This window comes from Tardiphaga sp. GW822-FHT04G09, assembly GCF_058800725.1.
The window spans coordinates 49532-75624 of the sequence record NZ_JBXAMO010000012.1 but is presented as its reverse complement, the minus strand read 5'-3'; the positions used below and the strand labels follow the sequence as shown (position 1 = coordinate 75624).

The following is a 26093-nucleotide window of genomic DNA, read 5'->3' as shown; positions in this document are numbered from 1 at the left end:
TCACTCCGCTGCCTGCCGATTGGCGGTCGATGCAAATATCTCCGACCATTTTGCATCGCTCATATATTGCGACCAGCCTTTGTAGAAGCCGCGCGCGATCTGCTCAGTGATCTGCAGGCTAACATCGCCGCCGAGCTTGTGGTCATCGGTATAGGCGCCCATGGACTGCTGATAGTTGAACGGATAGCGCCGCGCGACGGTGCCGGTGCTTGCGGAAGTCGCATAGAGCCAGTTCTCCATGTCATCCTGCTCGGTCATGCCTGCAGGGCCCGAATAGCGCATGTAGTAACGGCGCAGATAATCCTTCACCGCGGCCGGCGCATCCTTGTCGACAAGGAAGAAGCGCCATCCTTCGGTCGAAGTCGGGCTGTGCGGGTGCCACGCGCAGAGGCTGCGCGGCTGACCGCCGTGATAGGACGTGTTCGGGAAGATCGTGCCGACAAACGGCACCAGTTTCGACTGGTCACCCAGCCGCCGACGTCGCTCTTCGAAGCAATGCTTGAAGTATTCTTCGAGCACCGGGTTATCGAGATAGGACTCGAGATATTCGTGGTCTTCGGGCTGGATTGCGCTGTGCACGCCATGGCCGCCCTGAAAGCTGATCCAGACATGCTGCGCCTTTTCCAGCTCGTTATCGCGGCGGCCTTTCTTACCGGCGGCCGCGCTAGGACCAATGCCGATCAAATCCACCGAGCGATGGCTCGGATTATGATAGGTATCGCCGAGGAAGTTTTCCGCGGCAAATTTCCAATTGGCCGGAAACACCCACTTGTGGACACCGATAACTTCCGATCCGCCTTCGCGACCATCGCGGCAATCGAGCGCGAGATCGAGATGCACCTTGGCATCGCCGAGATAGGTAAGAAAATCCGGGGCATCCTTGTCCCAGGTCGCCCAGATCGAGCCCTTGTAATTGTGCAGCTGCGCGACTTCGACCAGGGAATTGGCCTCACGATCGAGCACGCCATCATACAGGGTCTTGTACAGCGGAACGCCCTGCAGCTTGCCGTCGGTGGTGTAGGTCCAGCTGTGATAGGGGCACGTGAACAGCGATGTGTTGCCGGACTCGTAGCGACAAACTTTCATGCCGCGATGGCGACAGGAATTCAGGAAGACGTGAATTACGCCCTTTTTGTCGCGGCACAGGATGACGGATTCTTCCCCCATGCGTGAGCTGTAAAAATCGCCAGGATTGGGAACCAGGCTCTCGTGGCCGACCATCAGCCAGGCGCGAGTGAAAACCTTGTCCAGCTCGGTCTTGTAGAGATCGGCGTCGACAAAGAGCTCTCGGCTGATGAAGCCTTTGTTCAGATCGACGAGTTTATCGATTTCATGCTTCTGAGACATGCTCTCCACTCCGGATGTTGCTCGTCCCGCAGGACGATAGAAAACTCGGTATCGTCGGCGCATCCGCGCCGGGCGTCACAAGCGTCAGGCATCGACAACCTCCTTGGCGGCATATTGCTTCAACTGAAAATCAGGGGCGGCGACGTCTTGCGGCGTGACGCGATCCAACTGCCCCTTCTTGAGTAGCGTTCGTGCCGCCATATGGTCTGCCGCTTTGTTGACGGACTCGACGCAAGCCAACAACCCACCGCGAAACCGAAACGCCGAAAAGCGTCCACTCTCGACGTCGCCCAAAACGACAACCTCGTCGCCGACCCCGCCAATCCCGGCAATCTGCAGCTTGTCCTTGCCTTGATCGCTCCAGAACCAGGGCACCGCGGCATAGGCCAACGAACTTCCCGTGATCGTGGCGGCAACGCAGCGCCCCTGGTCGACCGCATTCTGAACCGATTCGACCCGCGCCATGCCTTGCGCGAACGGATTTGGATGAACCGCGCAATCGCCGATGGCATAGATATGAGGATCGTCGGTCACCAAATGCGCATTGACGATGATCCCGTTATCGGTCGCGAGCCCGGCCTCTGCCGCAAGGCCATCATTGGCCTGCAGCCCGATCCCGAGCACAACGAGATCCGCCGGAATCTCTATTTCCTTCGCGGTCCGAACGGAGCTCACCGCATTGCCAGCGCCATGGAGCGACGACACCGTATCACCAAAGGTAAAAACAGTCCCGTTGCGCTTATGTGCATCGGTGAAGTAGCGCGACACCTCCGGCGACACCGCGCGCGCCATGGGGCGATCGCCAGCCTCAACAACATGAACCGACGCGCCATTCGCCGCAGCTACCGCGGCAAATTCGAGCCCGATGAAACCTGCTCCGACCACGGCCACCTGCCGCGCCTCGCTCAACGTCTCACGCAACCGCGCTGCATCTTCGATCGACCGCAGCGAGAACACACCGCGATAATCGGCACCCGGTACGTTCAGCGACCGGTTGCGTCCACCGGTGGCAAGAATAAGCGTTTCATAGGAAATTCTGTCGCCGCCCTCGCACACCACCACGCGCCCGCTCCGATCGATCGACGTCGCACGGGCGCTACGAAGCTCGATATTCATCTTGGTGTAGAAATCGCCGCTGCGAAGCTGCAGGCCGGCGGCCTCGACCTTGTGCAGCATGAAGGCCTTGGAGAGCGGTGGACGCTGATAGGGCGCAGCAGCTTCGTCGTTCAGGACGATGACGGACCCGCCATAGCCTGCCTCGCGCAGCGACACGGCGGCCTGAATGCCCCCCTGCCCTGCGCCGACGATGACAACGCCCGGCTTCGTCATGACTGCGTCTCCGGCGTGCGTACGATCAATCCGTCGAGTTCTGCCGTCAAATCGATCTGGCAGCTCAGGCGACTGTTCGGCTGACGTTCGCTCGCAGCACAATCGAGCATGTCATTCTCGTCGTCGCCCGGCGGTCCGCACCGCGCCACCCATGCTTCATCAACATAAACATGACAGGTGGCGCAGGACGCGGCGCCGCCGCATTCGGCGAGAACCCCAGGAACCCCGTTGGTTAGCGCTGCCTGCATGACGCTGATGCCCTCTTCGGCATCGACAACATGTTCGGTTCCGTCGGCGTTGATGATCTTAAGCGTCGGCATTGGCTGATTCCGGTGCCCCTTCGGTCACGTCTATCTGATGGACATTCGTCTCAAAACTAGATCGTGCTATTCGGACGCAAAGTCAAGCACGAGAGGCCGAGAAACACGTGCCCCGACCTCCGCCCTCGGCACAGCCTCATGCTCCGAAATCATGCTGCGCCATGAGGGCTGCTTCTTCCCGATAGATGCGACCAATCTGGCGCCGTGTCCGTATCACCCAGCGGAACACTGCGTACCGACTGATGCGTTGCACCATTCTAGAAAGACCGGTCACAGGTGGATACCGCCGCCATCAACTGCGATCGTTTGCCCCGTGATGAAGCCGCTCTCGAAAGACGCCAAGAACAGCAGCACCCGCGCCAGATCTTCCGGCTGACCGGTCCGCTTGATGCTCTGCTTTTCCAAAATATAGTCGAAAGTTGCGGCGTTCACGACGTTTGTCGGCACCCCCGTTTCGATCAACGTCGGCATGATGGCATTAACCGTGACGCCATGCTCGCCGAGTTCGCGCGCCGTCGAGCGGGTAATGCCGACAACCGCAGCTTTCGACGTGACATAGTGCAGATAGCTGGTCCGCCCCATCGGATAAGTGGTCGAGGAGATATTGATGATGCGCCCGTATTTCTGGCGACGCATGTGGGGCGAGACGGCCTTGCTCATCAGAAACGTGCCATCGACATTAACGAGCATGACCGTGCGCCACTCTTCATGCGAAATTTCTTCGAACGGCTTTTTGGTCAGTGCGGAAAACAGTGCGGCATTGTTGACCAGGATATCTACCTTGCCTCGGCTGGCGGCGACCTGATCGACAGCGGACGTGACTTCCCTCTCGTCGCCCACATTGATCTGAACGAATTCGGCTGAAACTCCGTCCCGCACAAGATCGGCTGCGACCTTCTCTCCAAGCTCGCGATTGACGTCCGAAACAACCGTGTGACAACCCGCTGCAGCAAGATAGCGTGCATAGACAGCACCAATCCCCTGAGCTGCACCGGTCACGATTGCGACTCGCCCGGTCAAGTTCACCTTCGATTCGGTCACGATCCCACTTGTCGTAGTCATGCAGTACTCCATTCTCAGGTTTGCTTATCGCAACGTGCACTGGCCATCGGATTTTCCGATCGTCCTTGAAGCGAGAACCTGCTCGCATCAGTCACGTCAAACCTCGATTCGTATTTCAAAAAAAATGCCGGCGACGGATGTCGCCGGCAGTCTCGGGAGGACGCCGCATCACGCGGCGCTAGTTTACCAGTGAGCAACCGCCGTCCGCTTCCGGACGGAACGCCTGATCGCCTGGGATCGTTGCGATCTTCTCGTAATAGTCCCACGGATACTTGCTGTCGCCGGGGGCCTTCACCTTGTAGAGATTAAGATCGTAAATCACGCGGCCGTCGCGACGGATATGCGCAGGCTTGCCGAAGAAATCGATGTTCATCTTGCGCATCTGCGCGTTGACCACCTTCGCCTCATCGGTCCCGACATCCTTGATCGCCTGCAAGTAGTTTTTCACAGATGCATAGGTCGCCGCCTGCAATTTCGTCGGCATGCGCTTCTCGATGTCAAAGAAACGCTTTGCGAATGCACGCGACGCATCGTTCTCGTCCCAGTAATATTGTTCGGCGAGATACATGCCCTGCGCGTCTTTCAGTCCGACCGAATGAATGTCGGCGATGAAAGTCAGCATGCCGACGATCGACTGTCCGGCTTCGGTAATGCCAAATTCGTGCGCCTGTTTCACAGCGTTCACCGTGTCGCCGCCAGTGCTCGCCAAAGCGATTACCTTGGCTCCCGATGACTGAGCCGTGAGGAGATAGGACGAAAAATCCGGCGTCTGGTACGGATAGCGCGCATTGCCGAGCACCTTGCCGCCATTCGTTTTGATGGCGTCGGTGGCATCGCGCATCATCGCCGTTCCGAAAGAATAATCTACCGCGACGAAGAACCAGTCTTTTCCAAGCCGCTTTGCAACTTCAGGCACGATACCTTTGGAAAGCGCATAAGTATCGTCCGCCCAATGAGTGATGATGGGCGAACATTGCGATCCGGTCAGATCGGATGTTGCCGCTCCAGAAATAAGCGCGGCACGATTGGCCTGCGTTGCGAGTCCAGCTACCGCCAGTCCCACCGAGCTGACGGCGAGATCGGTGACGGCATCGACCTTTTCGATATCGAACCATCTACGTGCGATGGCGATCCCAGTATCCGGCTTGCCCTGATGATCCGCAGAAACAATTTCAACCGGCTTTCCTAGGATCTTGCCGTCGAAATCGGCAGCCGCGAGTTTGGCGGCGGTCACCGATCCCGGCCCCCCTAGATCTTTGCCGCCGCCGTAATCGCCAAGAACACCGATTTTGACAGTGTCATCTGAGATGCCTTGTGCAGAGGCTCCCGATGACGCCAACGCCATGCCGGCCACTGCCGCGGCAATTGCACCGCTATAAAGCTGTTTTGACCATCGCATACGTAGGCTCCTCCGCAGTCTCTTGTCCGCTCAATGGACATCTTGTCCATTCCAAATAGATCAACGCGGGATTCCGATCAACCCCCAACGTTGCAGAAATTGTTGTTCAAGGCTTCTTGTAAGGACCGAGCGCTTTCATGGCCCTGTCGGCGTAGTCGAATTGAAGCAGATCGCTGACTTGCGTTTTGCCCTCGATCAAGCCACGCGACTTGAAGAAGTCATAGGCTTCCTGCAGCTTGTTCATATCGGGCCGACCATTCGGATCGCAGCCGCTCGGATTCATAGACCGCACGAGCGCGGTATCCTTGATGTCGAACGCGCTCTGATAGGCGGCGACCACCTTGGTGCCCAATTCGCCATCATCAAGCTTGCCCTTGCTGTAGGCGTCGTTGACCATGCGACATCCGCGCAGAAAAGCGCGCATGAAAGCGTCTGCGGCAACGGGGCGATCTTTCATGAATTTCGACCCGTAGATGATTACGCCGAGATTACCGTTGGTATCGACCTTGTCGCCAGTTGCTATCTCGACACCGGATCCGTTGCGAAGCGCGATTGACGCATGAGGCTCCGTGAAGAAACCGGCATCGATCGCCTTGTTGCCAAGGCCCGCAATCATATCGGCATGACCGAGATAGACCGGCGTGACGTCGTCATAGGTCAGACCGCCGAGCTTCAGCACCTGATTAAGAGTTGACTCAGCAGGGCCACCCCTGGACTGGGTGCCAATCTTCATCCCCTTCAGATCGGCATATGTTTTGTACTTGCCGCCCTCGGCAATGTCCTTGCGCAACAATAGGCGATAGTAGCCGAAACCCGCACGCAATGAGCCGCGATCGGAGACGATCTTGAAATCAACGCCCCTGCCCGACAGATTATATAGGCCGGATGCCACGATGCCCGCGGTCGCATCGAGCTGCCCGGTGCCGAGCGGCGCAACCATCTGAGCGCCTGATTTGAACGGTACGATATCGAGCCGGATGCCTTCATTCTTGAAGAAACCTTCCTGTTGCGCGAGATACATCGGCAGATCGCTGGTAGTACCCAGCACTCCGATCTTCACCACTTCCTCTGCATGCCCCGCCCGCTGGCCCGGTAGCGCGACTGCCGCGAAAATAGTCGTAACAAGCCAACCCCAACGCAATAGACTCATAGTACCCTCCCTTGATGTCCATTGGATGGACACGTTAATCATTCCTGTGAGCGAATAAGGGGTGGCGATTTGAGCTGTGTCAACCGGCTCAAAACAGGATCAACTGTTCGGAAGCTGGCGTTGGCTCTGAAATGATGGCGACAGCATGCTCGGTTGCAGCCCATCGAGTGCGCCCAAGCCAATCAGCGCCATGTCGCGATCGATCTCTTGTTTCAAGAGATCAATGGCATGAGCGACCATATCCTCACCGCCCGAGGACACGGCGTGAAGAAACGGACGCCCGACGAAAACAAAATCGGCGCCCAATGCGAGCGCCTTGAGCACATCGGTGCCGCGTCGCACTGCACCATCGACGAACACCGGAGTCCGCCCCACCGCGGCTTTAATCGCCGGTAAGACGCCGATCGGCGCCACCGCGCCATCGAGTTGTCGTCCACCGTGATTGGATATGTAGATGGCATCGGCCCCGGCATCGACAGCCCGTGCCGCATCTCCCGGCGACAAGATCCCTTTGACCACCAGACGGCCCTGCCAACGCGCACGCAGGCGCGCAAAATGCTCCCAGGAAAAACGATCGCGGCGACGCGCTCCTCCTGGCGACACGCGCGCAAATATCGACGGCCCCGGCCCGGTCTGCAGATTGCAAAACCGCATGGGACCATGCGTCAGATAAGCACGGAGGAAGGTCGAGATCAGCCAGCGCGGCCGCATTGCAGCCTGCGCCACGAGATGCGCGCTCGGACGAACCGGAATGTCGAAACCGTTCCGGAGATTGGCTTCCCGGTTGGCAGGAACCGGGCAATCGACTGTCAGCACGAAAGTATCGATGCCCGCAGCCGCGACGCGATCGAGCAACGGAAACGTCACGTCATCGTCGACCGTGAGATACCCTTGATACCAGACGCCCGGCGCGCGCGCCGCAATGCGCTCGATCGGCACCAAAGATGATCCGCTGACGATCATCGGGATATTGGCTCGTTGCGCGGCGCTCGCAATCGCAACATCCGCCTCGAAGGCGCATAGCGCCGCAGCCCCCATGGGAGCGATGCCGAACGGAGCAGCGTAGGATCGGCCCAGGATCGTTCTTGCCTGCGAACGCTCCCACTGGCCGGTCAATACCGATGGCTGAAATGCAAAAGCCCGGAAGCTTTCTGCATTCTCGGTCATGGACGCTCCGCGCTCTGAGCCACTCTCGATGAAGCCGTGAAGCATGCGCGGCAGTCGCCGGGCGGCGAGCGAAGCGAAATCATCCAGGCAGAGTGCTGATTTTCGTTGTCCTGTCGTCACAGAAGCGAACTCCAGAGCGAGATCCACGGGCGCCGATCACGGCTCGCAATGTCTATCTGTTGGACATCATTCTCACAAGTTGCTAGGCCTGCCCTATCTAGGCCCTTAAAGAAGGTGACAGAATATGCGGATGACCGGTGGAGATGCCCTCGCCAACCAGCTGGTGCGCGAGGGAGTGCAGCACGTGTTCGGTGTCCCCGGCGTGCAGCTCGACTGGGCGGTCGATGGTTTGCGGAAGGTATCCGATCAGGTTCAGTTCGTTGTCACGCGCCACGAGCAGGCAACATCCTATATGGCCGATGGCTATGCCAGAACCTCCGACAAAGTCGGGGTCTGCATGGTGGTGCCCGGCCCGGGGCTGCTGAATGCGATGGCCGGTCTATCGACCGCTTATGCCTGCAACTCGCGCGTCGTCTGCATCTCCGGAGACATCTTCTCCCCCGCGGTCGGCAAGGGCCTTGGCCTGCTGCATGAAGTGCGTGGCCAGTCGGCCATTCTGGGATCCGTTACCAAATGGCAGGGCCGTGCCGATACGGTCGCCGCGGTCCCCGACACGATCCGCAAGGCATTCCACGAAGTCACGAGCGGTCGCCCGCTCCCGGTCGGCATCGAAGTCTCGCATGACATTCTGAGCACCACCGACGAAGTGAGCATCAGCGATCCGGTCGCGAACGAACCGGCAGCCCCCGACGCCCAGGCGATTGCGAAGGCCGCCGAACTGCTTTCAAAGGCCCAATTCCCTGTCTGTTATGTCGGCGGTGGCCTGCTGGCTGCACGCGCTTCGGCGCAGCTGCAGGAACTGGCTGAGAAACTGCAGATGCCGGTGGTGACTGGCGAGAACGGCCGCGGCGCACTGTCGGATCGTCACCCGCTCGCGCTCAACACGCTCGAAGGACGTGAAATCTTCCCCAAGAGTGACGTTATTCTCGTGGTCGGCAGCCGCTTCGTCGATACCGCCCAGGGCAAGCCCTCCTGGCCGGCCGACGGCAAGACCTACATTTTCGTCAACCTCGATGCCGATGCGTGGTCCGCGCCGCGCCAGTGCAACCTCGGTATTCAGGCTGACTGCAAGTCGGCTTTGTCGGCGCTCACTGCGGCTTGCGATCGCCGAACCGGCGTTCCGCTCGACTTCGAAGCCATTCGGGGCCGCGCCCGCGACCTGATGACGGATATCGAACCGCAAGGCGCCTGGGTTCGCGCCCTGCGCGATGGCATCCCCGAGGACGGCATTCTCGTCAACGAACTGACGCAAGTCGGCTATTTCGCCCGGCTTGCCTATCCCGTCTACCAGCCCAACACATTCATTACACCTGGCTATCAGGGCACCCTCGGCTACGGTTTTCCGACCGCGCTTGGCGCCTCCGTCGCGAATCCGGATCGCATGGTCGTCAGCATCAATGGCGATGGCGGCTTCGGCTGGAACATCCAAGAGCTCGCGACCGCAAGCAAATACAATCTCAATGTCACCGTGATCGTTTTCAATGACGGCCACTTCGGCAATGTTCGCAAGATGCAGCAGGATCAGTTCGGCCACGAATTCGGCGTCGAATTGCACAATCCGAAATACGACCGGCTCGCCGATGCCTTCGACATCCCATTCGCACGGCTCACTTCGCCGGATGAATTGGCTGCGTTGCTGCATCGCCGACGAAACGAAAAAGGCCCACTGCTGGTCGAGATTCCGGTCAAGCCGATGCCGAGCCCGTGGCATCTGCTGCGACTGGTGCCGCCGCCCTTCGCCTCCAAGCCACGCTGATACCGTGCAGAGGTTTTCCATGCATTCATTTGCGAATAATTTCATTGCAGGCGATTGGTCTGCAGCCCGCGGGAGCGGTCACACAACCCTGACCAATCCGACCACCGAGGCCGAATTCGCAACGGTCCGTCATGCCTCGAACGACGATGTCGATGCGGCGGTCACCGCTGCACGGCAAGCGCTATCCGCCTGGCGCGCGGTTGCGCCCGCCGAGCGCGCCGTCATTCTCGAACGTTGCATGGAGGAGATGAAGGCGCGGTCCGAGCCGTTCATTGCCTGCATGACCGACGAGGTCGGCATTCCGACATGGCTCGGGCGCCGACTGCTGCTGCCGATGCCGCTCCAGAACGGCGCTGTCGCCATCGAGGCGATGAAGGCGATGAAGTGGTCGGAATTCATGGGCACGTCGCTGGTCAGCCGGGTCCCCGTCGGTGTGATCGCAGCGATCACCCCGTGGAATGCTCCGCTCCACCAGATCGTGGCCAAAGTCATCCCTGCGCTGGCAGCCGGATGCACGGTCGTGCTCAAGGCCAGCGAACTCGCCCCGACCACTGCCGTTCTGTTCGCGGACGCGCTCAAGGCCGCCGGCGTGCCTGCCGGCGCATTCAACCTGATCTGGGGCGAGGCAGACGTCGGCGCTGCTTTGTGCGGCCATGCTGACATCGATATGATCAGTTTCACGGGCTCTGAGCGCGTTGGCCTCGCCGTCGCAGAGGCTGCGGGCCGTCACGGGAAACGCGTGGTGCTCGAACTCGGCGGAAAGTCCGCTGCGCTCATTTGCGCCGACGCTCCGCTCGATCGCGCGATCCCCGCGGTACTGTTGTCCTGTTTCGCGAGCAGCGGCCAGACCTGCGTGGCCCAGACGCGCCTGTTGATTCCCGAAAGCCTGGTCGGCGCGGTGAAAGAGATCTGCGCGAAAGAGCTGGAGAACTGGACCTGCGGCGATCCTGCGCTGGAGACGTCGCGTCTCGGCCCCGTCGCCACCCGGCGGCAGCAGCTTCACATCGAAGCCGAGGTTGCACAGGCCGTGACCGAAGGCGCTACGGCATTGCGAAGCCCGAATGTATCATTGCCGCAGAAGGGCTTTTTCGTGCAGCCGACAGTGCTGTTCGACGTCAAGCCGTCGATGAAGGTCGCGCAGCAAGAGTTGTTCGGTCCGGTCCTGTCGGTGATCGCTTATCGTGATGAGGACGAGGCCGTCGCCATCGCCAATGGCACCGCTTACGGCCTGTCCGGAAGCGTATGGTCCGCGGACCACCAGGCGGCGGTGCGGATCGCACAGCGCTTCCACACCGGCCAGGTCAACGTCAACGGCGCACCTCAGAATTTCCTTGCGCCGTTCGGTGGTGTGAAGAGGTCCGGTTACGGCCGCGAAAACGGCAAGTTTGGCCTGGAAGAGTGCCTGGAATACCACGTCGTTCACGGCGCCGCGGCCACCGCATAAAAAGTGATGGGGGCTACTTCGCCCCCACCGCCTCGACGACCTTCTTCATTTTCCCGGATTGAGTGGCGAGGAACGCCGCAAAATCGTTCGAGCCGAGAAATGCCGGTTCGCAGGCGAGCGTTGCGATGCGGGACTTCACGGTCGCATCTGACGTCGCAGCGGACAGTTCACGCGCATAATCCGCAATCACATCCTCGGGGACGCCGACCGGCGCGAATATGCCGAGCCAGGCCGGGACGTCGAAATTCGGGATACCCTGCTCCGCAAAGCTCTTGATGTCCGGTGCCGACGAATAGCGCTTGTTCGCCGTGACGCCGATCGCGACCAGAGTACCAGCTTTGATATGTTCGGTGGCCGAGGTCAGATCAACGCAGGCCAGCGTCAGCTGGCCGCCGAGCAGATCGGTGACCGCGGGCGAACTGCCCCGATAGGGCACATGAGTCAGACGCGCACCGGTTATCTGCTTGAGAAGTTCGATCGACAGATGCTGCGATGAGTTGACGCCAGTCGAGCCGAAGTTGAACCCATCGCTGCTCGCTTTCGATTTCGTAACGACGTCATCGATGGTCTTCAGGCCCGACGACGGCGACGCCACCAGAACCAGCGGAATGTCGACCAGCTTGGCGATTGCCTTGAGCTGGGTGAGCGGATCGAATTTCGGCGCGCCCTCCACATGCGGATTGATCACCATGGCGCCTGTTGCGCCGATGCCGACCGTCAGACCGTCCGGCTTCGCGCGCGACACCGCGATCAGGCCGGTCGCTCCACCGCCTCCCGGTCGATTTTCCACGACCACGGTGGCCTTGCCACCATCCGAGAAGTGACTGCCGACCAGCCGCGCGACTCCGTCGGCGGAGGCTCCAGGCGCAAACGGCACGATCATCGTCACCGGCGCCGAAGGCAAGCTCCATGCAGGCATGGACACAGTCGTAGCAAGAGACGAAAGCAAGAAGGTTCTACGGTCGAGCACATTGTCCTCCAATGATACTTAGCGGTTCGAAGCCCAAGGAACAATCAAACGTTCGATTTCATTCAGCATGACCGTCAGCAGGAAGCCGATCAGCGCGATGACCAGAATTCCGGCATACATCGTGTCGACCGACATCAGTTCCCACGAATTCCAGATCATGTAGCCAAGGCCCTCGCTCGCCCCGACCATCTCGGCCAGCGCGATCAGAACCAGACCCAGGCCGAGACCGAGCTTGATGCCGGTCATGATGAGCGGCAGAGCACCCGGCAGCGCGATGGTTCTGAAAGTCTGCCAGCGGCCGGCGCGGAAGTGTTTTCCGACCTCGAAATAGACCTTGTTGATGGAAAGCACGCCGGCGAGCGTGTTGATCACGACCGGGTAGAACACACCGATCGCGACCATGGCGATCTTGGAGCCTTCACCAAGACCGAAGATCAGCAGCAGCAGCGGCAGGATCGCGCTCTTCGGGATCGGATATGTGGCGGCGATCAACGGATCGACGATGATCCGGAACGTTCTTGACAGGCCCATCGTCGCGCCGATGATCAGCGCCGGGACACCGCCGACGACGAAGCCAATCCCCAGCCTCTGCAAGCTGGCATAAGTGTTCTTCCACAGCGCGCCCGACTGCGCGGCGCGGCCAAGCGCCTCGAAGATCGTCGATGGCACCGGAAAAAATCGCTGATCGAGAAAGCCCAGACGCCCACAGCATTCCCAAATCAGCAAAAGCGCTATGGGTGACACGATGGTCATCAAGCGCTCGGCAAAAAGACCACCGATGCGCAATCCGCGCCCCTCGCCTTTCGGGGCCGTGGCGATCGCTACGAAATCGGATCGTTCATTCGCAAGGCTCATGCTCCAATCTCCTTCGCTTCGCTCAATCGTCGCGCCTGCTGCACTTCGTCGCGGAGATGGCCCCAGATCCGATAGACCATCTCGCCATACTCAGGCTGCGCGCGCAGATCGATGACATTGCGCGGGCGCGGGAACGAGACATCTTCGATTGCCTTGATGCGCCCGGGATTTGCGGTCATCACCATGATCTTGTCGCCAAGTGTGACCGCCTCATCGACGCTATGTGTGATGAAAAGCACGGTCTTTCCCGTTCCGTCCCAGATCTTCAGCAGCTCGTCCTGCAGCAACGTCTTGTTCTGCTCATCGAGTGCGGAGAATGGCTCGTCCATCAGCAGGATTTCGGGATCATTGGCGAATGCGCGAGCAATCGACACGCGCTGCTTCATGCCGCCCGAAAGCTGATGCGGATAGGCTTGGGCGAATTTCGTCAGACCGGTGCGATTGAGATAGTGACCAACAATGTCGTTGATTTCGGCCTTCGGCGCCTGGCGTAGCTTCAATGCATAGGCGGTGTTGTCCCACACCGTCATCCACGGGAAGATCGCATCGCCCTGAAACACCATGGACATGCGCGGCGGTTGACCATTGGTCTGGGCGCATTCAACCGATCCCATGCTTGGACGTTCGAGACCGGCGAGCATGCGCAGCAATGTGGTCTTGCCGCAGCCGCTGGGGCCGACAATGACAAAGAACGAGCCGTCGGGGATTTCGAGCGAAACCCCATCGATGGCCTTGAAGACCCGGTTTCCCGCGCGAAACTGCTTGTGGACGTCATTGAAACGGATTCTGGCAAACGCCGGCGTCAGGACGCGGTCTTGCCGATACTTAACTGCGTTCGGCGATTGCAAGGCCATCCAACTCTCCTCCGACTTTCGCAAATGACGCTGATGACCAGCGAAATCTGCACGCAAAGTATCGGTGCTCAGGTCGGAGGTCGGTTGACCTAACGACCTCTTGCCAGAGGTCTCTTCCCGACTTGGAACCGTTTCCATTCCCCCAATGTCCATTCTATGGACATCATTGTCATTTTCTAATATTTAGAGAATTGAGAGAAGTCAAGTTATCGCGTGACTGTCCTCGCAAATCCGGCGGTTGCGGATGAGCACGCCAATTTGCTTAACATGTTAAACATCTGGGATGCGAACGCTCGAAGAAGGATCGGAATGATGGCGTCACTTGAAGAAAACCTGAGCAAGGCAAACGGTTATCTGGCGCGTTTTAAGGAAAACGGCGTCCTCAATCATATCAATGGTGAGCCTGTTGCAGCGCGCGACGGCGAGACGTTCGAGACGATCTCCCCCATCGACCTGTCGGTGCTGGCAAAGGTTGCACGCAGCAAGCGCGAAGATGTCGACGCTGCAGTCGCTGCTGCACGCAATGCGTTCGAGTCCTGGGCTACAATCGACGGACAGAAGCGCAAGGCCATCCTGCACAAGGTGGCGGATGCGATCGTCGCGCGTGCGGAGGAAATTGCATTCGTCGAATGTATGGACACCGGACAGTCGCTGAAATTCATGGCCAAGGCGGCGCTGCGCGGTGCCGAGAACTTCCGTTTCTTCGCCGACCGCGCGCCCGAAGCGCGCGATGGTCGCGCATTGCAGGCACCGGGTCAGGTGAACATGACGACCCGGCAGCCAATCGGCCCGGTTGGCGTGATCACGCCGTGGAACACGCCGTTCATGCTGTCGACCTGGAAAATCGCGCCGGCGCTTGCCGCGGGTTGCACGGTTGTCCACAAGCCGGCCGAATTCTCTCCCCTCACCGCCAGGCTGCTAGTCGAAATCGCTGAAGAAGCCGGACTGCCGAAGGGCGTGTGGAATCTGGTCAACGGGCTCGGCGAGGAAGCCGGCAGAGCGCTCACCGAACATCCGGATATCAAGGCCATCGGTTTCGTTGGCGAGAGCCGCACCGGCTCGATGATCATGAAGCAAGGCGCCGATACGCTGAAGCGCGTCCATTTCGAGCTCGGCGGCAAGAACCCCGTGATCGTGTTCGACGATGCCGATCTCGAACGCGCCGCCGATGCGGCAGTGTTCATGATCTACTCGCTGAACGGCGAACGCTGCACCTCGTCATCGCGCCTGCTGGTGCAGGAAAATGTCTATGACGCCTTCACCAAGCTGGTGGCGAACAAGGCCAAGCGCATTCCAGTCGGACATCCGCTCGATCCCAAGACGGTCGTCGGCCCGCTGATCCACCCGGTCCATGAACGCAAGGTGCTGGAGCTGATCGAGGCCGGGCGTCAGGGCGGCGCGACGCTTGCTGCTGGCGGCGAGAAGGTGAATGGCCCCGGCGGCGGCTGCTATGTGGCTCCCACGCTGTTCACCGGCGTCCGTAACGACATGCGCATTGCCCAAGAGGAAATCTTTGGACCGGTGCTCAGCGCCATTTCGTTCAAGGACGAAACCGAAGCCCTCAGCATTGCGAACGACACCAAATATGGCCTCACCGGTTATCTCTGGACATCCGATGTGACGCGCGCATTCCGTTTCTCGAACGGGCTGAATGCGGGCATGATCTGGGTGAACTCGGAGAATGTGCGCCATCTTCCATCGCCCTTCGGCGGCACCAAAGAATCCGGCATTGGCCGCGACGGCGGCGACTGGTCATTCGATTTCTATATGGAGACGAAGAACATCGCTTTTGCCACCGTTCCCCAGCCTATCCAGAAACTCGCTCTCTGATCAGGACGCACCGATGCCGATTCCAAAACCAAATTTAACTCCGACCTTCAACATCATTCGCCTCAGCCACATCGAACTGTCGGTGACCGACCTCGCACGGTCGCGCGCGTTCTATGTCGACACGCTCGGCCTGCAGGTAACGGACGAAACCGCCGACACCATCTATCTTCGCGCCCTCGAAGAGCGTGGCCATCACTGCATCGTGCTCAAGAAGGCAGGCAACGCCGTCGCTGGCGAGCTCGGATTCAAGGTCTTCTCCGACGAGGACCTCGAGAAGGCCGCGCATTTCTTCAAGGCAAAGGAGCTTCCGGTCGATTGGATCGAGCGCCCCTATCAGTCGCGGACATTCCGGACCCGCGATCCGCATGGCATCCCGCTCGAGTTCTACGCGAAAATGGACCGCCTTGCCCCGATCCATCAGAAATACGCTCTATACAAAGGCGTGAAGCCGCTCCGTATCGATCACTTCAACTGCTTCTCGCCCGATGTCGATGCTTCGGTCGCATTCTATAATGAGATCGGCTTCCGAGTGACCGAGTATACGGAAGATGAGGAAACCGGACGTCTATGGGCCGCCTGGACGCATCGCAAAGGTGGCGTGCACGACATTGCATTTACCAACGGACGCGGCCCCCGTCTGCACCACACTGCGTTCTGGGTCCCCACCCCGCTCAACATCATCGATCTTTGCGATCTGATGGCGACGACTGGCTGGGTCGACAATATTGAGCGTGGCCCGGGACGCCACGGTATTTCCAATGCGTTCTTCCTATATATTCGTGATCCCGATGGACATCGCATCGAGATCTACTGTTCGGACTATCAGACCGTGGATCCCGACCTCGAACCGATCAAGTGGGATCTGAAAGACCCGCAGCGACAGACATTGTGGGGCGCACCCGCACCAAAATCGTGGTTCGAGGAAGGCAGCCAGTTCGATGGTGCGGATGTTCGCGCATCGGTCCTTGCCGCCCAACCCATCGTCGCACCGTGATAATCCGAAGCATCGGCGTATTGTGCGCGGATGCTTCCCACAGAAGGATGCAGAATGAGCAATCAACACGGTCGCATCACAACGGTGCAGTCGAATAAAAAGCTGATTTACGGCGTGCCAACCGATCGCGGCTTTATTGACCTGTCGTCTAGGCATGCCGATCGCTGGCCAACCCTGAAAGACGCCCTGACGGACGGCGCGTTGCCGCAGCTGGTCGAGGCCGCTGCAGGACTGTCGGAAGACATCGGTCCCGATCAGTTCAAGCATGTCTTGCCGGTGCCGAACGCGGAGAAGATCATCTGCGTCGGCGTCAACTATCCCGACCGCAATGAAGAGTACAAGGACGGCCAGGCCGCGCCGTCGAAGCCGTCGCTGTTTCCGCGCTTTGCACGGTCATTCACCGGGCATTACCAGCCACTGGTTCGCCCGACCGAATCCCCGCAGCTGGATTACGAGGGCGAAATCGTTCTTGTCATCGGCAAGGCCGGCCGCAAGATCACCGAGGATCGTGCGCTGGATCACGTCGCCGCGCTGACATTGTGTAATGAAGGCACGGTGCGCGACTGGGTGCGGCATGCCAAGTTCAACGTGACCCAGGGCAAGAACTTCGATGCATCGGGATCAATCGGACCATGGCTGGTACCGTTCGCCAGTGAAGCACAGATCGCCGACATCCAACTTACCACGCGGGTGAATGGCGAGGTGCGCCAGAACGATCGGACCGGCCGAATGATTTTCCCGTTCAGGATGCTGATTTCCTACATTTCGACATTTACCACCTTGGTCCCTGGCGACATCATTGTTACGGGAACGCCAACCGGAGCCGGTGCACGCATGGACCCCCCGGTATGGCTGAAGCCGGGTGATGCCGTGGAAGTCGAAGCTGATGGTATCGGTTTGCTTAAAAACGGGGTAGCCCAGTATTGATTCTAACAACGCGGATCTAGGACAAAACCACGTTCCAAGCGGCGTTGAGCAGGATCACTTTCCTTCTTAACGCCTTTTTTGAGCGGAGTCCGCACCTCGAACAAAGGGTGATCCGGAAATTTTGAGCGTTTTCAACTAAATGCTCGATCGTTAGGCTGTCGCTCCCTCGGTCCATCTAGTACTGTGCACTCTGCAGCATCGCAGATACTTCGCAGGATGAGATGGCCAAACTGAAAAAATTGCCTCCCGAAGAGACGGTGGATTCGGACGCTGGAATGTCCAGCGTCCGCGCAGTGGATCGCGCAATTGCCATTCTGCAGTGCTTCACCGCCGATCAGCCTGCGATGAGCGTCATAGACATCCAGAAGCGCGTCGATCTCAGCCGTCCGACTCTTTATCGACTTTTGCACACGCTCTCGAGCCGCGGCCTGATTTACGCAGAGGGAGATCCGCAGCGCTTCAAACTCGCCCATGGCGTGATGAAGCTGTCTCATATCTGGCTGAAAGGTCTTGAGGTCGTCAATGTCGCCAGGCCCGTGCTGGAGGAACTTCGCGACGTGACCGGTGAAACAGCTGCACTTTTCCGGCTGGAAGAAGATCTCGGCATCTGCATCCTAGAATGCGAGAGCCGACATGTCCTGTCGATCAGTCGCGGCGTCGGGGACTCGCTGAAAGTGGCGCAGGGCGCGACCGGCAAAGCGATGCTCGCGTTCATGCCTCCGGAACGACAGGCCGAATTCCTCCAAAATCTCCCGAAGGACAAACAACGTTTGCATCTTGAGGACGCATTGGGCGCGGCTGCGCATAACGGATACACGATCAGCCGGGGCGAGATTTTCGTCGGCGCGATCGCCGTTGCAGCCCCCTATTTCGATCATCGCGGTTTGGTCGTCGGTTCCGTCGGTCTCTACGGGCCGAGCGCACGCGTGAGCGAAGAGAAGATCGCCGAATTCGCGCGCCTCGTCCGCAACGCCGGCCAGCGGATCTCGACATTGCTCGGCTACGAAGCACCCGCACCTACGAAACGTCCTGCAAAGGTGGCACGCGGCTAACGTGAATTAGCGGGCCGTCGACTATGGTATAAGTTTCGCCGCCGCCGATCATATAGATCAGAGACGAGAGTTCACGTGTTGGACTCGCGCCCTTTCACATGATACTTCCTCTCTCAATATCGAGGAGGAACGATCAGGTGAAAAGCCTCGGCGAGAAGCGCTTATCAACGCTTGCAGACAGCGCTGCGGCGCTTGTCGAAACAAGCCTGATTCTGACAGATCCTGCGGTCATCGAATCTCATTGCGCGGATTATCGGGGCTGGTATCGCGGTGACGCGGTTGGACTGGCGCGGCCGAAAACCGTCAAGGATGTGCAGGAGATCATGCGCTTCGCCGGTACGTGCGGCTACGCGGTTGTGCCACAGGGTGGCAACACATCGCTTTGCGGCGGTGCCGTTCCCGCACCGTCAGGCTCACCCTCGATCATTCTCTCGACCACAAATTTAAATGCGATCCGCCACATCGATCCATCCGCATGGTCGATCACCGCCGAATCCGGCTGTACCATTGCCAGCATTCAGTACGCCGCAAGATCGGCAGGTCGACATTTCGGGCTGGATTTCGGGGCGCGCGACTCTGCAACGATCGGAGGCGCGTTGGCCACAAATGCTGGCGGCATGGGCGTGGTGCGTTACGGCTCATGCCGAGACCTCACTCTGGGACTCGAAGTCGTTATGCCCGATGGTTCGCTCTGGTCTGGCCTCCGCAGCCTTCGCAAAGACAATTCGGGCTTCGATTTGAAGAACCTCTTCGTCGGATCCGAGGGCACGCTCGGAATTATCACCGCCGCGTCATTGAAGCTGCATCCCGAAGAGAAGACGAGTGCGACGGCGTTGGTCGCGTTGGCGTCACTGGAAGCGGCCACAGCTTTCAGTGAACTGATGATGGGAACGGCAAGCGGCCAACTCTCGGCCATTGAGCTTTTGCCCGCGATGGGCATTCGCGGGAGCTGTGATAAATTACTTAATTGTCAACCGCCGATCGACTTGTCGTCCGAATGGTACATTCTGTGTCGTCTGGCCGGGCAAATGGACGTCAGCGAAACGCTTGAGGTCGCGGTATCGCAGGCACTCGAAGACGGCATCTGCGCCGACGCGATTGTAGCACAATCGTCCGCGCAGGAAGCTCGGCTATGGGAGATCCGGGACTCGTTCTCCGACCTGCATCGTCATCTCGGCGCCTCCGTCCGTTTCGATTTTGCCGTGCCCCTCGGCCGTGTTCCGGATCTGTATCATCAGCTCGTCGATGCAATTTCCCGCATCGCTCCCGATGTCGTTTGCTTTGCTTTCGGCCATCTCGGCGACGGCAACCTCCACTTCAGCGCCTGCCAGCCGCCGCAGCAACAGGCGGCAGCTTTCCTGGCGAAGAAAGCGGCGATCGAACAGGCCGCCAATGAGGTGGTCTGGCGGCTTGGCGGCACGGTGAGCGCCGAACACGGCATCGGGCAGCTGCATCGCGACGAGATGCATCACCAGAAGAGCGACACTGAACTGAAATTGATGCGGTGGATCCGGGACGCTATGGACCCCACCGGCACGATGAATCCCGGGAAATTCCTTCCCGAGCATTCGTCGTAAGACAGCAATCGTCCACCGGAGCAAAAATATGGATGAAGCACAGATCCTGATCGCCGGTGGCGGCATCGGAGGATTGACCGCAGCCCTGGCGCTCATTCGTCGGGGCATCCCGGTCATCCTTCTGGAGCAGGCCGAGCAGCTGCGCGAACTGGGCGCCGGCGTCCAGATCAGTCCGAACGGCACGCGTGTGCTGTATGATCTCGGACTTGAGGCTGCACTATCCGACGTCGCAGTCACGCCGAGCGCCAAGCAGATTCGGCTCTGGAACAGCGGCGAGAGCTGGTCCCTGTTCGATCTTGGAGCAACATCGCTCGCCGAATATGGCTACCCCTATCTGATGTTTCATCGTGGCGATCTGCAGATGGTGCTGGCCAATGCCATCAACGCCGCGGCGCCGGGCGCGATCCGGCTGAATGCCAAGGTCACGGATGTCATCGACGATGCTGACACCGTCACCGCCGTCCTGCAGGACGGCCTGACCGTAGCGGGACGGTTGCTGATCGGAGCCGACGGCATCCATTCCCGCGTCAGATCGCACGTGGTCGGACAGACCAATCCGGTCTTCACCGGATGCATCGCATGGCGCGGCGTGGTCGAAGCCGCCAAGCTGCCCGATCGACTGCGCGCGCCGGTCGGGTGTAATTGGGTCGGCCCCGGACGTCATGTCGTCACCTATCCCTTGCGGCGCGGTGAGTTGATGAACTTCGTCGGCGTCGTCGAAACCGACGACTGGACCACCGAGTCTTGGACGGCGAAGGGCAGCCGCGAGCAATGTTCGGCGGATTTCGCCGGCTGGCACGACGACGTGCACGCCTTGATCGACAGCATCGATGTCCATTACCGATGGGCATTGATGAGCCGGCCGACGCTGCAATCCTGGTCGAGGGGGCGCACCGTGCTGCTCGGCGACGCTGCCCATTCGATGCTGCCGTTCATGGCCCAGGGGGCGGTGATGGCGATCGAGGACGGCCTGATCATCGCACGCTGCATCGCGGAGTATCCAGCCGACATCGCCGCGGCTGTGACCAGCTACGAGACGCTGCGGCTGCCGCGCGCCAACAAATGCGTTGAACTGGCGGACCGTAACCGTCAGCTTTTTCACAACGAAACGCTGCTCGATCGCGACGACGCCCATCGCTATGTCTCGACGCAATGGAATGAAGACAAAGTCCGCGATCGCTATGACTGGCTTTTCCGCTACGATTGTGTCGCAGCAAACGTGTCCGCCTAACGCGACACGTCATTATCGAGCAAGGGACGGAGACAAATGACGGCAACGAAACTTCACGCCGATGTGCTGGTAGTCGGCGCCGGCCCGGTCGGCCTGGTCCTGGCCACCGATCTCGCGCAACGCGGCGTCAAGGTCATCGTGCTCGAGCGGCGCAGCCGCGGCGAACTGCCCAGCGTCAAATGCAATCACGTCGCGGCGCGCTCCATGGAGATCTTCCGTCGCCTCGGCGTGGTCGACAAAGTCCGCAACACCGGCCTGCCCGCCGATTATCCCAATGACATCGCCTATCGCACGTCCTTTCTCGGCATCGAACTCACCCGCATTCCAATCCCGTGCCGCAATGACCGCTATACGGCCAAGGATGGACCGGACACCTGGTGGCCAACGCCGGAGCCTCCGCATCGGATCAACCAGATCTATCTCGAACCGGTGCTGTTCGATCATCTGGAAGCGCAACCGGATGTCCGCATCCTCAATCGGACCGCGCTTGTCGCATTCGATCAGAGTGCCGACCATGTCACTGCGCAGGCACGCCATCTCGATGACGACACAGAGATCGACATCAGCTGCCGTTACATGATCGGCTGTGATGGCGGCGCCTCGATGGTGCGCAAGGGCATCGGCGCGACGCTGAGCGGCGATCCGGTGCTGCAACGCGTTCAGTCCACCTATATTCGTGCGCCGAGCCTGCGCGGCATGCTCGAACAGCGCGGCGACGTGCCTGCCTGGGCGACGTTTGCGCTCAATCCCCGCCACCCCGGAAATGTCTATGCCATCGACGGCCTGTCCACATGGCTGGTCCATGCCTATCTGCGCGACGGCATCGAGGATTTCGAGGGCATCGACCGCGATCAGGCGATTCGCACCATTCTCGGTGTCGATGCATCGTTTGAATATGAAACGATCAGCAAGGAAGACTGGATCGGCCGCCGCCTGATGGCCGACAAGTTCAGACAGGGGCACGTCTTCATCTGCGGCGATGCCAGCCATCTGTGGGTGCCCTATGCCGGCTATGGCATGAATGCCGGCATTGCCGATGCGACAAATCTGGCCTGGATGTTGGCCAGCGTGCTGCGCGGCTGGGCCGATACGGATATTCTCGGCGCCTATGAAGCCGAACGCATGCCGATCACCGATCAGGTGTCGCATTTCGCGATGAACCACGCGATCGAGATGAACAAGACACGGCGCACCATCCCGCCGGAGATCGAAGCCGATACGGCCGACGCCGCGGCCCTGCGCGCGACCATGGGCCGTTCGGTCTATGACCTCAATGTTCAGCAATATTGCTGCGCCGGCCTGAATTTCGGGTATTTCTACGATCAGTCACCGATCATCGCCTATGACGGCGAGGCGGCACCGCCCTATTCGATGGGCGCTTTCACACCCTCGACTGCTCCGGGCGCCCGGGTCCCGCACCTCTGGCTGAAGGACGGTCGCTCGCTCTACGATGCGTTCGGGCCGTATTATACGCTGTTGCGCTTCTCAGCAGAGGTGGACGTCGATCCGCTGATGACCCCCGCGCAGGCGCAAGGCGTGCCGATGGTCTTGCTCGACATCGACGCCGACAACATTCCAGACGCCTATCGCCACAAGCTTGTGCTAGCGCGAAGCGACCTTCATGTGGCGTGGCGCGGAGATATGGTCCCGGCCGACGCCGCCGCGCTTGTCGCAAAACTCCGCGGCGTCGCGGCGGCCTAAGGTCAAACGGCCACCCACCGGGTGGCCGCTCAGGATGCTTATCGGCTCAGACGCCGACCTGGCTTACAAATTTGGTCGACAGATAAGCATCGAGCCCTTCAATGCCGCCTTCGGCGCCGTAGCCGGACTCCTTGACGCCGCCAAACGGTGTCTCGGGCAAAGCGAGCGCGAAACTGTTGATCGACATCATCCCCGCATCAATCGATGCGCTCACGGCGGTTGCGGTCTTGGCCGAACCGGTGAACGCATAGGATGCAAGCCCGTAAGGCAGACGATTGGCCTCTTCCATGGCGTCGTCGAACTTGGCGAACGGCGTGATGAGCGCTAGGGGCCCGAACGGCTCGTCATTCATGGCTTGCGCCGATGTCGAGATGTCGGTGATCACCGTGGGCTCAAAGAAATAGCCCTTGTTACCGACGCGATTGCCGCCGGTGGCGATGGTCCCACCCTGCGCCCTCGCATCCTGAACCAGGCCCTCAATGGCCGCCACGCGCCGAGAATTCGCCAAAGCGCCCATGGTCGATGCCGCATCCAATCCGTTACCCACCCTGAGGGCACTGGCGCCCTCGACAAAGCGCTTTACGAACCGATCGTAAACACCTTCCTGCACTAGGAAGCGCGTGGGCGAGATACAGACCTGCCCGGCATTGCGGAATTTCGCGGCCACCATGATCTTCGCCGCCGCATCGACATCCGCATCGTCGAACACGATCGCCGGCGCATGACCGCCGAGTTCCATGGTCGCGCGCTTCATGTGCTCGCCGGCGAGCGCTGCCAGCTGTTTGCCAATCCGGGTCGATCCCGTGAACGACATCTTCCGGATCACCGGATGTGGGATCAGGAATTCGGAAATCTCGGACGGCACGCCATAGACTAGATTGACGACGCCAGCCGGAACGCCGGCATCGACAAAGGCCCTGATCAATTCGGCTGGTGAGGCCGGTGTTTCTTCCGGCGCCTTGACGATGATCGAGCAGCCTGCCGCGAGAGCAGCGCTCAACTTGCGCACCACCTGATTGATCGGGAAATTCCATGGAGTGAATGCGGCAACGGGGCCGACCGGCTCCTTGATGGCCATCTGATACACGCCCGGCAGACGGGCCGGGATCATCCGCCCGTAAGCGCGGCGCCCCTCTTCCGCAAACCACTCGATGATGTCGGCGGCGGTCATCGTTTCGACCTTGGCCTCCGCAAGCACCTTGCCCTGCTCCATCGTCATCACCCGGGCAATGCTGTCGGCGCGCTCGCGCATCAGATCGGCAGCCTTCCGCATAATCTTCGAGCGCTCATAGGATGAGATCGCGCGCCAGACCTTGAAGCCCTTCTCGGCCGCGGACACCGCCTCTTCCAGATCCGATCGGTCGGCATGAGCAACGGTGCCGATCACCTCTTCGGTGGCCGGATTGACGATCGGAATTGTCCGCCCGGAACCGGACGGTCGCCAGCGGCCATCTATGTGCAGCAAAACATGCGGGTAGTCATTCGTCATGGGACAACTCCGGTCAAGAAAAGAAAAGTCCATTCAGTGGACAGTCGTATCATTTATATCTGGCCCTGCAAATTCTGCTATGCGATTATCCCGCGAGAACGTTCGAAGCCTTCCAGCAGAGCTTCGGGCACGAGATGAGGATTTCGACCGTGAAGAACGTGACTTGCATCGAGGATTTGCGCCAGCTGCATCGACGCAAGGTGCCGAAGGCCTTCTTCGACTATTGCGACCGCGGCTCCTATTCGGAGAGCACGCTGCACGCGAATGTCGCAGAGCTTCAGCGCATCAAGCTTCGCCAGCGCGTGCTGGTCGATGTGTCCGACCGCGATCCATCCACTGAGATCCTCGGAGAGAAAGCCAGCTTGCCCCTCATCCTCGCACCGGTCGGCATTACCGGGATGCAATATGGCGATGGTGAAATCCATGCCTGTCGTGCCGCTCAAGCTGCGGGCATTCCGTTTACGCTATCGACCATGTCGATCTGCTCAATCGAGGATGTGGCGGCCAATGTCAGCAGTCCGTTCTGGTTTCAGCTGTATGTCATGAAGGATCGCGGCTTCATCAAATCGCTCGTCGAGCGCGCGGCGGCCGCGAAATGCAGTGCACTTGTACTGACAGTCGATCTGCAGGTCCCAGGACAGCGGCATCAAGACATCAAGAACGGGATGTCGGTCCCGCCGAAATGGACCCTGTCGAAGGTGCTAGATTTCGGTACTCGTCCGGCATGGGTCGCCGGCATCCTGCGCGGTAAGCGCCGGACATTTGGCAATATCGTCGGCCATATCAAAGGGTGCGAGAACATCACAAAGATCTCAACATGGGCTGCGTCACAGTTTGACACCTCGCTGAGCTGGAAGGACGTCGAATGGGTCCGATCAATCTGGCCCGGCAAGCTGATCATTAAGGGAATCCTTGATGCGGAGGACGGGGCGCTGGCAGCAAACTGCGGCGCGGACGCGCTGGTGGTATCGAACCATGGCGGTCGACAGCTCGATGGCGCGCGCGCATCGATTGAGATTTTGCCGAGAGTTATAAACGCCGTTGCCGATCGGACCGAAATCATGTTCGACGGCGGCATCCGTTCCGGACAAGACGTGTTTCGGGCCATCGCGCTGGGCGCGAAATCTTGCATGATCGGACGCGCATACATTCACGGCCTCGGCGCCGGTGGCGAGGCCGGTGTCCAGAAGTCGATCGACATTATCGCCAGAGAATTTGTGACCACAATGGGCCTGTGCGGCTGTAATCGAGTTTCCGCTATTGATCGTACAGCACTCGATTTCTAATCGTTCGAGCGCTAAAGCGTGGGCACAGAGAACGACTTCTTACGAGACCTTTCTTGAATTTATCACTTCCGCGTTGATGGGCGAAGATATCGGCTAGCCCGGAGATAAATCTAGAGATCTTTGTATCAAAGCAACACGGTCAACCAGCCTTGGCTCTAGCGCACTTTCTTCCGATCAATAATCGCAAAGTCATGCGAAGTAGCAATCCCTGCGGCTTAAAGATAATTCGAAAG

General features: G+C 59.6%; 21 protein-coding genes. 10 read left to right on the top strand and 11 right to left on the bottom strand.

What is annotated here, in order from left to right; translation table 11 throughout:
* From AC1RLZ_RS19990 to AC1RLZ_RS19960, 7 genes are all read right to left on the bottom strand, one after another.
* Entirely contained in the window at nucleotides 1-1347 is a 1347-nt protein-coding gene (locus AC1RLZ_RS19990; protein ID WP_493190047.1) for an aromatic ring-hydroxylating oxygenase subunit alpha, read from the bottom strand.
* 84 nt (nucleotides 1348-1431) lie between these two features.
* The gene (locus AC1RLZ_RS19985) at nucleotides 1432-2676 is read right to left on the bottom strand and encodes an NAD(P)/FAD-dependent oxidoreductase (RefSeq protein WP_493190046.1); all 1245 of its coding nucleotides are present in this window, start codon (nucleotides 2674-2676) and stop codon (nucleotides 1432-1434) included.
* A complete protein-coding gene (locus AC1RLZ_RS19980; protein ID WP_493190045.1) occupies nucleotides 2673-2996 on the bottom strand; it encodes a 2Fe-2S iron-sulfur cluster-binding protein in 324 nt (107 codons plus the stop codon). The genes AC1RLZ_RS19985 and AC1RLZ_RS19980 overlap by 4 nt, the downstream gene beginning before the upstream one ends.
* Before the next feature lie 270 nt (nucleotides 2997-3266).
* Nucleotides 3267-4070: an SDR family NAD(P)-dependent oxidoreductase gene (locus tag AC1RLZ_RS19975; protein WP_493190044.1), complete on the bottom strand. Its 804-nt coding sequence runs from the start codon at nucleotides 4068-4070 to the stop codon at nucleotides 3267-3269.
* Nucleotides 4071-4236: 166 nt separating this feature from the next.
* Nucleotides 4237-5457: an ABC transporter substrate-binding protein gene (locus AC1RLZ_RS19970; protein ID WP_493190043.1), complete on the bottom strand. Its 1221-nt coding sequence runs from the start codon at nucleotides 5455-5457 to the stop codon at nucleotides 4237-4239.
* Nucleotides 5458-5563: 106 nt separating this feature from the next.
* On the bottom strand, nucleotides 5564-6607 hold the full coding sequence (locus AC1RLZ_RS19965) for an ABC transporter substrate-binding protein (protein ID WP_493190042.1): 1044 nt from the start codon (nucleotides 6605-6607) through the stop codon (nucleotides 5564-5566).
* A gap of 99 nt (nucleotides 6608-6706) precedes the next feature.
* Nucleotides 6707-7894 (bottom strand): alpha-hydroxy acid oxidase, encoded by a 1188-nt coding sequence (locus AC1RLZ_RS19960; protein WP_493190041.1) that lies wholly within the window; start codon nucleotides 7892-7894, stop codon nucleotides 6707-6709.
* 130 nt (nucleotides 7895-8024) lie between these two features.
* Between AC1RLZ_RS19960 and AC1RLZ_RS19955 the strand changes: the two genes are divergently transcribed.
* Entirely contained in the window at nucleotides 8025-9650 is a 1626-nt protein-coding gene (locus AC1RLZ_RS19955) for a thiamine pyrophosphate-dependent enzyme (RefSeq protein WP_493190040.1), read from the top strand.
* Nucleotides 9651-9669: 19 nt separating this feature from the next.
* Complete coding sequence (locus AC1RLZ_RS19950) at nucleotides 9670-11094, top strand: aldehyde dehydrogenase family protein (protein WP_493190039.1); 1425 nt, start codon at nucleotides 9670-9672, stop codon at nucleotides 11092-11094.
* A 13-nt stretch (nucleotides 11095-11107) separates the two neighbouring features.
* On the opposite strand, the gene AC1RLZ_RS19945 is transcribed toward AC1RLZ_RS19950, so the two are convergent.
* From AC1RLZ_RS19945 to AC1RLZ_RS19935, 3 genes are all read right to left on the bottom strand, one after another.
* Complete coding sequence (locus tag AC1RLZ_RS19945; RefSeq protein ID WP_493190038.1) at nucleotides 11108-12013, bottom strand: Bug family tripartite tricarboxylate transporter substrate binding protein; 906 nt, start codon at nucleotides 12011-12013, stop codon at nucleotides 11108-11110.
* A gap of 69 nt (nucleotides 12014-12082) precedes the next feature.
* A complete protein-coding gene (locus tag AC1RLZ_RS19940) occupies nucleotides 12083-12919 on the bottom strand; it encodes an ABC transporter permease (protein ID WP_493190037.1) in 837 nt (278 codons plus the stop codon).
* Nucleotides 12916-13773, bottom strand: a complete 858-nt coding sequence (locus AC1RLZ_RS19935) for an ABC transporter ATP-binding protein (protein WP_493190036.1) — start codon at nucleotides 13771-13773, stop codon at nucleotides 12916-12918. The genes AC1RLZ_RS19940 and AC1RLZ_RS19935 overlap by 4 nt, the downstream gene beginning before the upstream one ends.
* Nucleotides 13774-14085: 312 nt before the next feature.
* Here AC1RLZ_RS19935 and hpaE point away from each other — a divergent pair, with 312 nt between their 5' ends.
* From hpaE to AC1RLZ_RS19900, 7 genes are all read left to right on the top strand, one after another.
* A complete protein-coding gene (gene hpaE, locus AC1RLZ_RS19930; protein WP_493190035.1) occupies nucleotides 14086-15603 on the top strand; it encodes a 5-carboxymethyl-2-hydroxymuconate semialdehyde dehydrogenase in 1518 nt (505 codons plus the stop codon).
* Nucleotides 15604-15616: 13 nt separating this feature from the next.
* Nucleotides 15617-16597, top strand: coding sequence for a 3,4-dihydroxyphenylacetate 2,3-dioxygenase (gene hpaD, locus AC1RLZ_RS19925; RefSeq protein WP_493190034.1), 981 nt, complete (start codon nucleotides 15617-15619; stop codon nucleotides 16595-16597).
* A 54-nt stretch (nucleotides 16598-16651) separates the two neighbouring features.
* Complete coding sequence (locus AC1RLZ_RS19920) at nucleotides 16652-17524, top strand: fumarylacetoacetate hydrolase family protein (protein WP_493190033.1); 873 nt, start codon at nucleotides 16652-16654, stop codon at nucleotides 17522-17524.
* Between the two features lie 275 nt (nucleotides 17525-17799).
* On the top strand, nucleotides 17800-18576 hold the full coding sequence (locus AC1RLZ_RS19915) for an IclR family transcriptional regulator (RefSeq protein WP_493190032.1): 777 nt from the start codon (nucleotides 17800-17802) through the stop codon (nucleotides 18574-18576).
* A gap of 137 nt (nucleotides 18577-18713) precedes the next feature.
* Nucleotides 18714-20153, top strand: a complete 1440-nt coding sequence (locus tag AC1RLZ_RS19910; protein ID WP_493190031.1) for an FAD-binding oxidoreductase — start codon at nucleotides 18714-18716, stop codon at nucleotides 20151-20153.
* 28 nt (nucleotides 20154-20181) lie between these two features.
* Nucleotides 20182-21384 (top strand): FAD-dependent monooxygenase, encoded by a 1203-nt coding sequence (locus tag AC1RLZ_RS19905; protein WP_493190030.1) that lies wholly within the window; start codon nucleotides 20182-20184, stop codon nucleotides 21382-21384.
* Nucleotides 21385-21420: 36 nt separating this feature from the next.
* On the top strand, nucleotides 21421-23085 hold the full coding sequence (locus AC1RLZ_RS19900; RefSeq protein ID WP_493190029.1) for an FAD-dependent oxidoreductase: 1665 nt from the start codon (nucleotides 21421-21423) through the stop codon (nucleotides 23083-23085).
* 46 nt (nucleotides 23086-23131) lie between these two features.
* Here AC1RLZ_RS19900 and AC1RLZ_RS19895 read toward each other — a convergent pair whose 3' ends face one another.
* Nucleotides 23132-24574: an NAD-dependent succinate-semialdehyde dehydrogenase gene (locus AC1RLZ_RS19895; protein WP_493190028.1), complete on the bottom strand. Its 1443-nt coding sequence runs from the start codon at nucleotides 24572-24574 to the stop codon at nucleotides 23132-23134.
* Between the two features lie 149 nt (nucleotides 24575-24723).
* Here AC1RLZ_RS19895 and AC1RLZ_RS19890 point away from each other — a divergent pair, with 149 nt between their 5' ends.
* A complete protein-coding gene (locus tag AC1RLZ_RS19890; RefSeq protein ID WP_493190118.1) occupies nucleotides 24724-25860 on the top strand; it encodes an alpha-hydroxy acid oxidase in 1137 nt (378 codons plus the stop codon).
* Nucleotides 25861-26093 lie beyond the last annotated feature (233 nt).

Excerpts from the sequence above, each read along its gene's own strand:
- AC1RLZ_RS19990 (WP_493190047.1), bottom strand. The coding sequence starts at position 1,347 with ATGTCTCAGAAGCATGAAATCGATAAACTCGTCGATCTGAACAAAGGC.
- AC1RLZ_RS19985 (WP_493190046.1), bottom strand. The coding sequence starts at position 2,676 with ATGACGAAGCCGGGCGTTGTCATCGTCGGCGCAGGGCAGGGGGGCATT.
- AC1RLZ_RS19980 (WP_493190045.1), bottom strand. The coding sequence starts at position 2,996 with ATGCCGACGCTTAAGATCATCAACGCCGACGGAACCGAACATGTTGTC.
- AC1RLZ_RS19975 (WP_493190044.1), bottom strand. The coding sequence starts at position 4,070 with ATGGAGTACTGCATGACTACGACAAGTGGGATCGTGACCGAATCGAAG.
- AC1RLZ_RS19970 (WP_493190043.1), bottom strand. The coding sequence starts at position 5,457 with ATGCGATGGTCAAAACAGCTTTATAGCGGTGCAATTGCCGCGGCAGTG.
- AC1RLZ_RS19965 (WP_493190042.1), bottom strand. The coding sequence starts at position 6,607 with ATGAGTCTATTGCGTTGGGGTTGGCTTGTTACGACTATTTTCGCGGCA.
- AC1RLZ_RS19955 (WP_493190040.1), top strand. The coding sequence starts at position 8,025 with ATGACCGGTGGAGATGCCCTCGCCAACCAGCTGGTGCGCGAGGGAGTG.
- AC1RLZ_RS19950 (WP_493190039.1), top strand. The coding sequence starts at position 9,670 with ATGCATTCATTTGCGAATAATTTCATTGCAGGCGATTGGTCTGCAGCC.
- AC1RLZ_RS19945 (WP_493190038.1), bottom strand. The coding sequence starts at position 12,013 with ATGCCTGCATGGAGCTTGCCTTCGGCGCCGGTGACGATGATCGTGCCG.
- AC1RLZ_RS19940 (WP_493190037.1), bottom strand. The coding sequence starts at position 12,919 with ATGAGCCTTGCGAATGAACGATCCGATTTCGTAGCGATCGCCACGGCC.
- AC1RLZ_RS19935 (WP_493190036.1), bottom strand. The coding sequence starts at position 13,773 with ATGGCCTTGCAATCGCCGAACGCAGTTAAGTATCGGCAAGACCGCGTC.
- hpaE (WP_493190035.1), top strand. The coding sequence starts at position 14,086 with ATGGCGTCACTTGAAGAAAACCTGAGCAAGGCAAACGGTTATCTGGCG.
- hpaD (WP_493190034.1), top strand. The coding sequence starts at position 15,617 with ATGCCGATTCCAAAACCAAATTTAACTCCGACCTTCAACATCATTCGC.
- AC1RLZ_RS19920 (WP_493190033.1), top strand. The coding sequence starts at position 16,652 with ATGAGCAATCAACACGGTCGCATCACAACGGTGCAGTCGAATAAAAAG.
- AC1RLZ_RS19915 (WP_493190032.1), top strand. The coding sequence starts at position 17,800 with ATGTCCAGCGTCCGCGCAGTGGATCGCGCAATTGCCATTCTGCAGTGC.
- AC1RLZ_RS19905 (WP_493190030.1), top strand. The coding sequence starts at position 20,182 with ATGGATGAAGCACAGATCCTGATCGCCGGTGGCGGCATCGGAGGATTG.
- AC1RLZ_RS19900 (WP_493190029.1), top strand. The coding sequence starts at position 21,421 with ATGACGGCAACGAAACTTCACGCCGATGTGCTGGTAGTCGGCGCCGGC.
- AC1RLZ_RS19895 (WP_493190028.1), bottom strand. The coding sequence starts at position 24,574 with ATGACGAATGACTACCCGCATGTTTTGCTGCACATAGATGGCCGCTGG.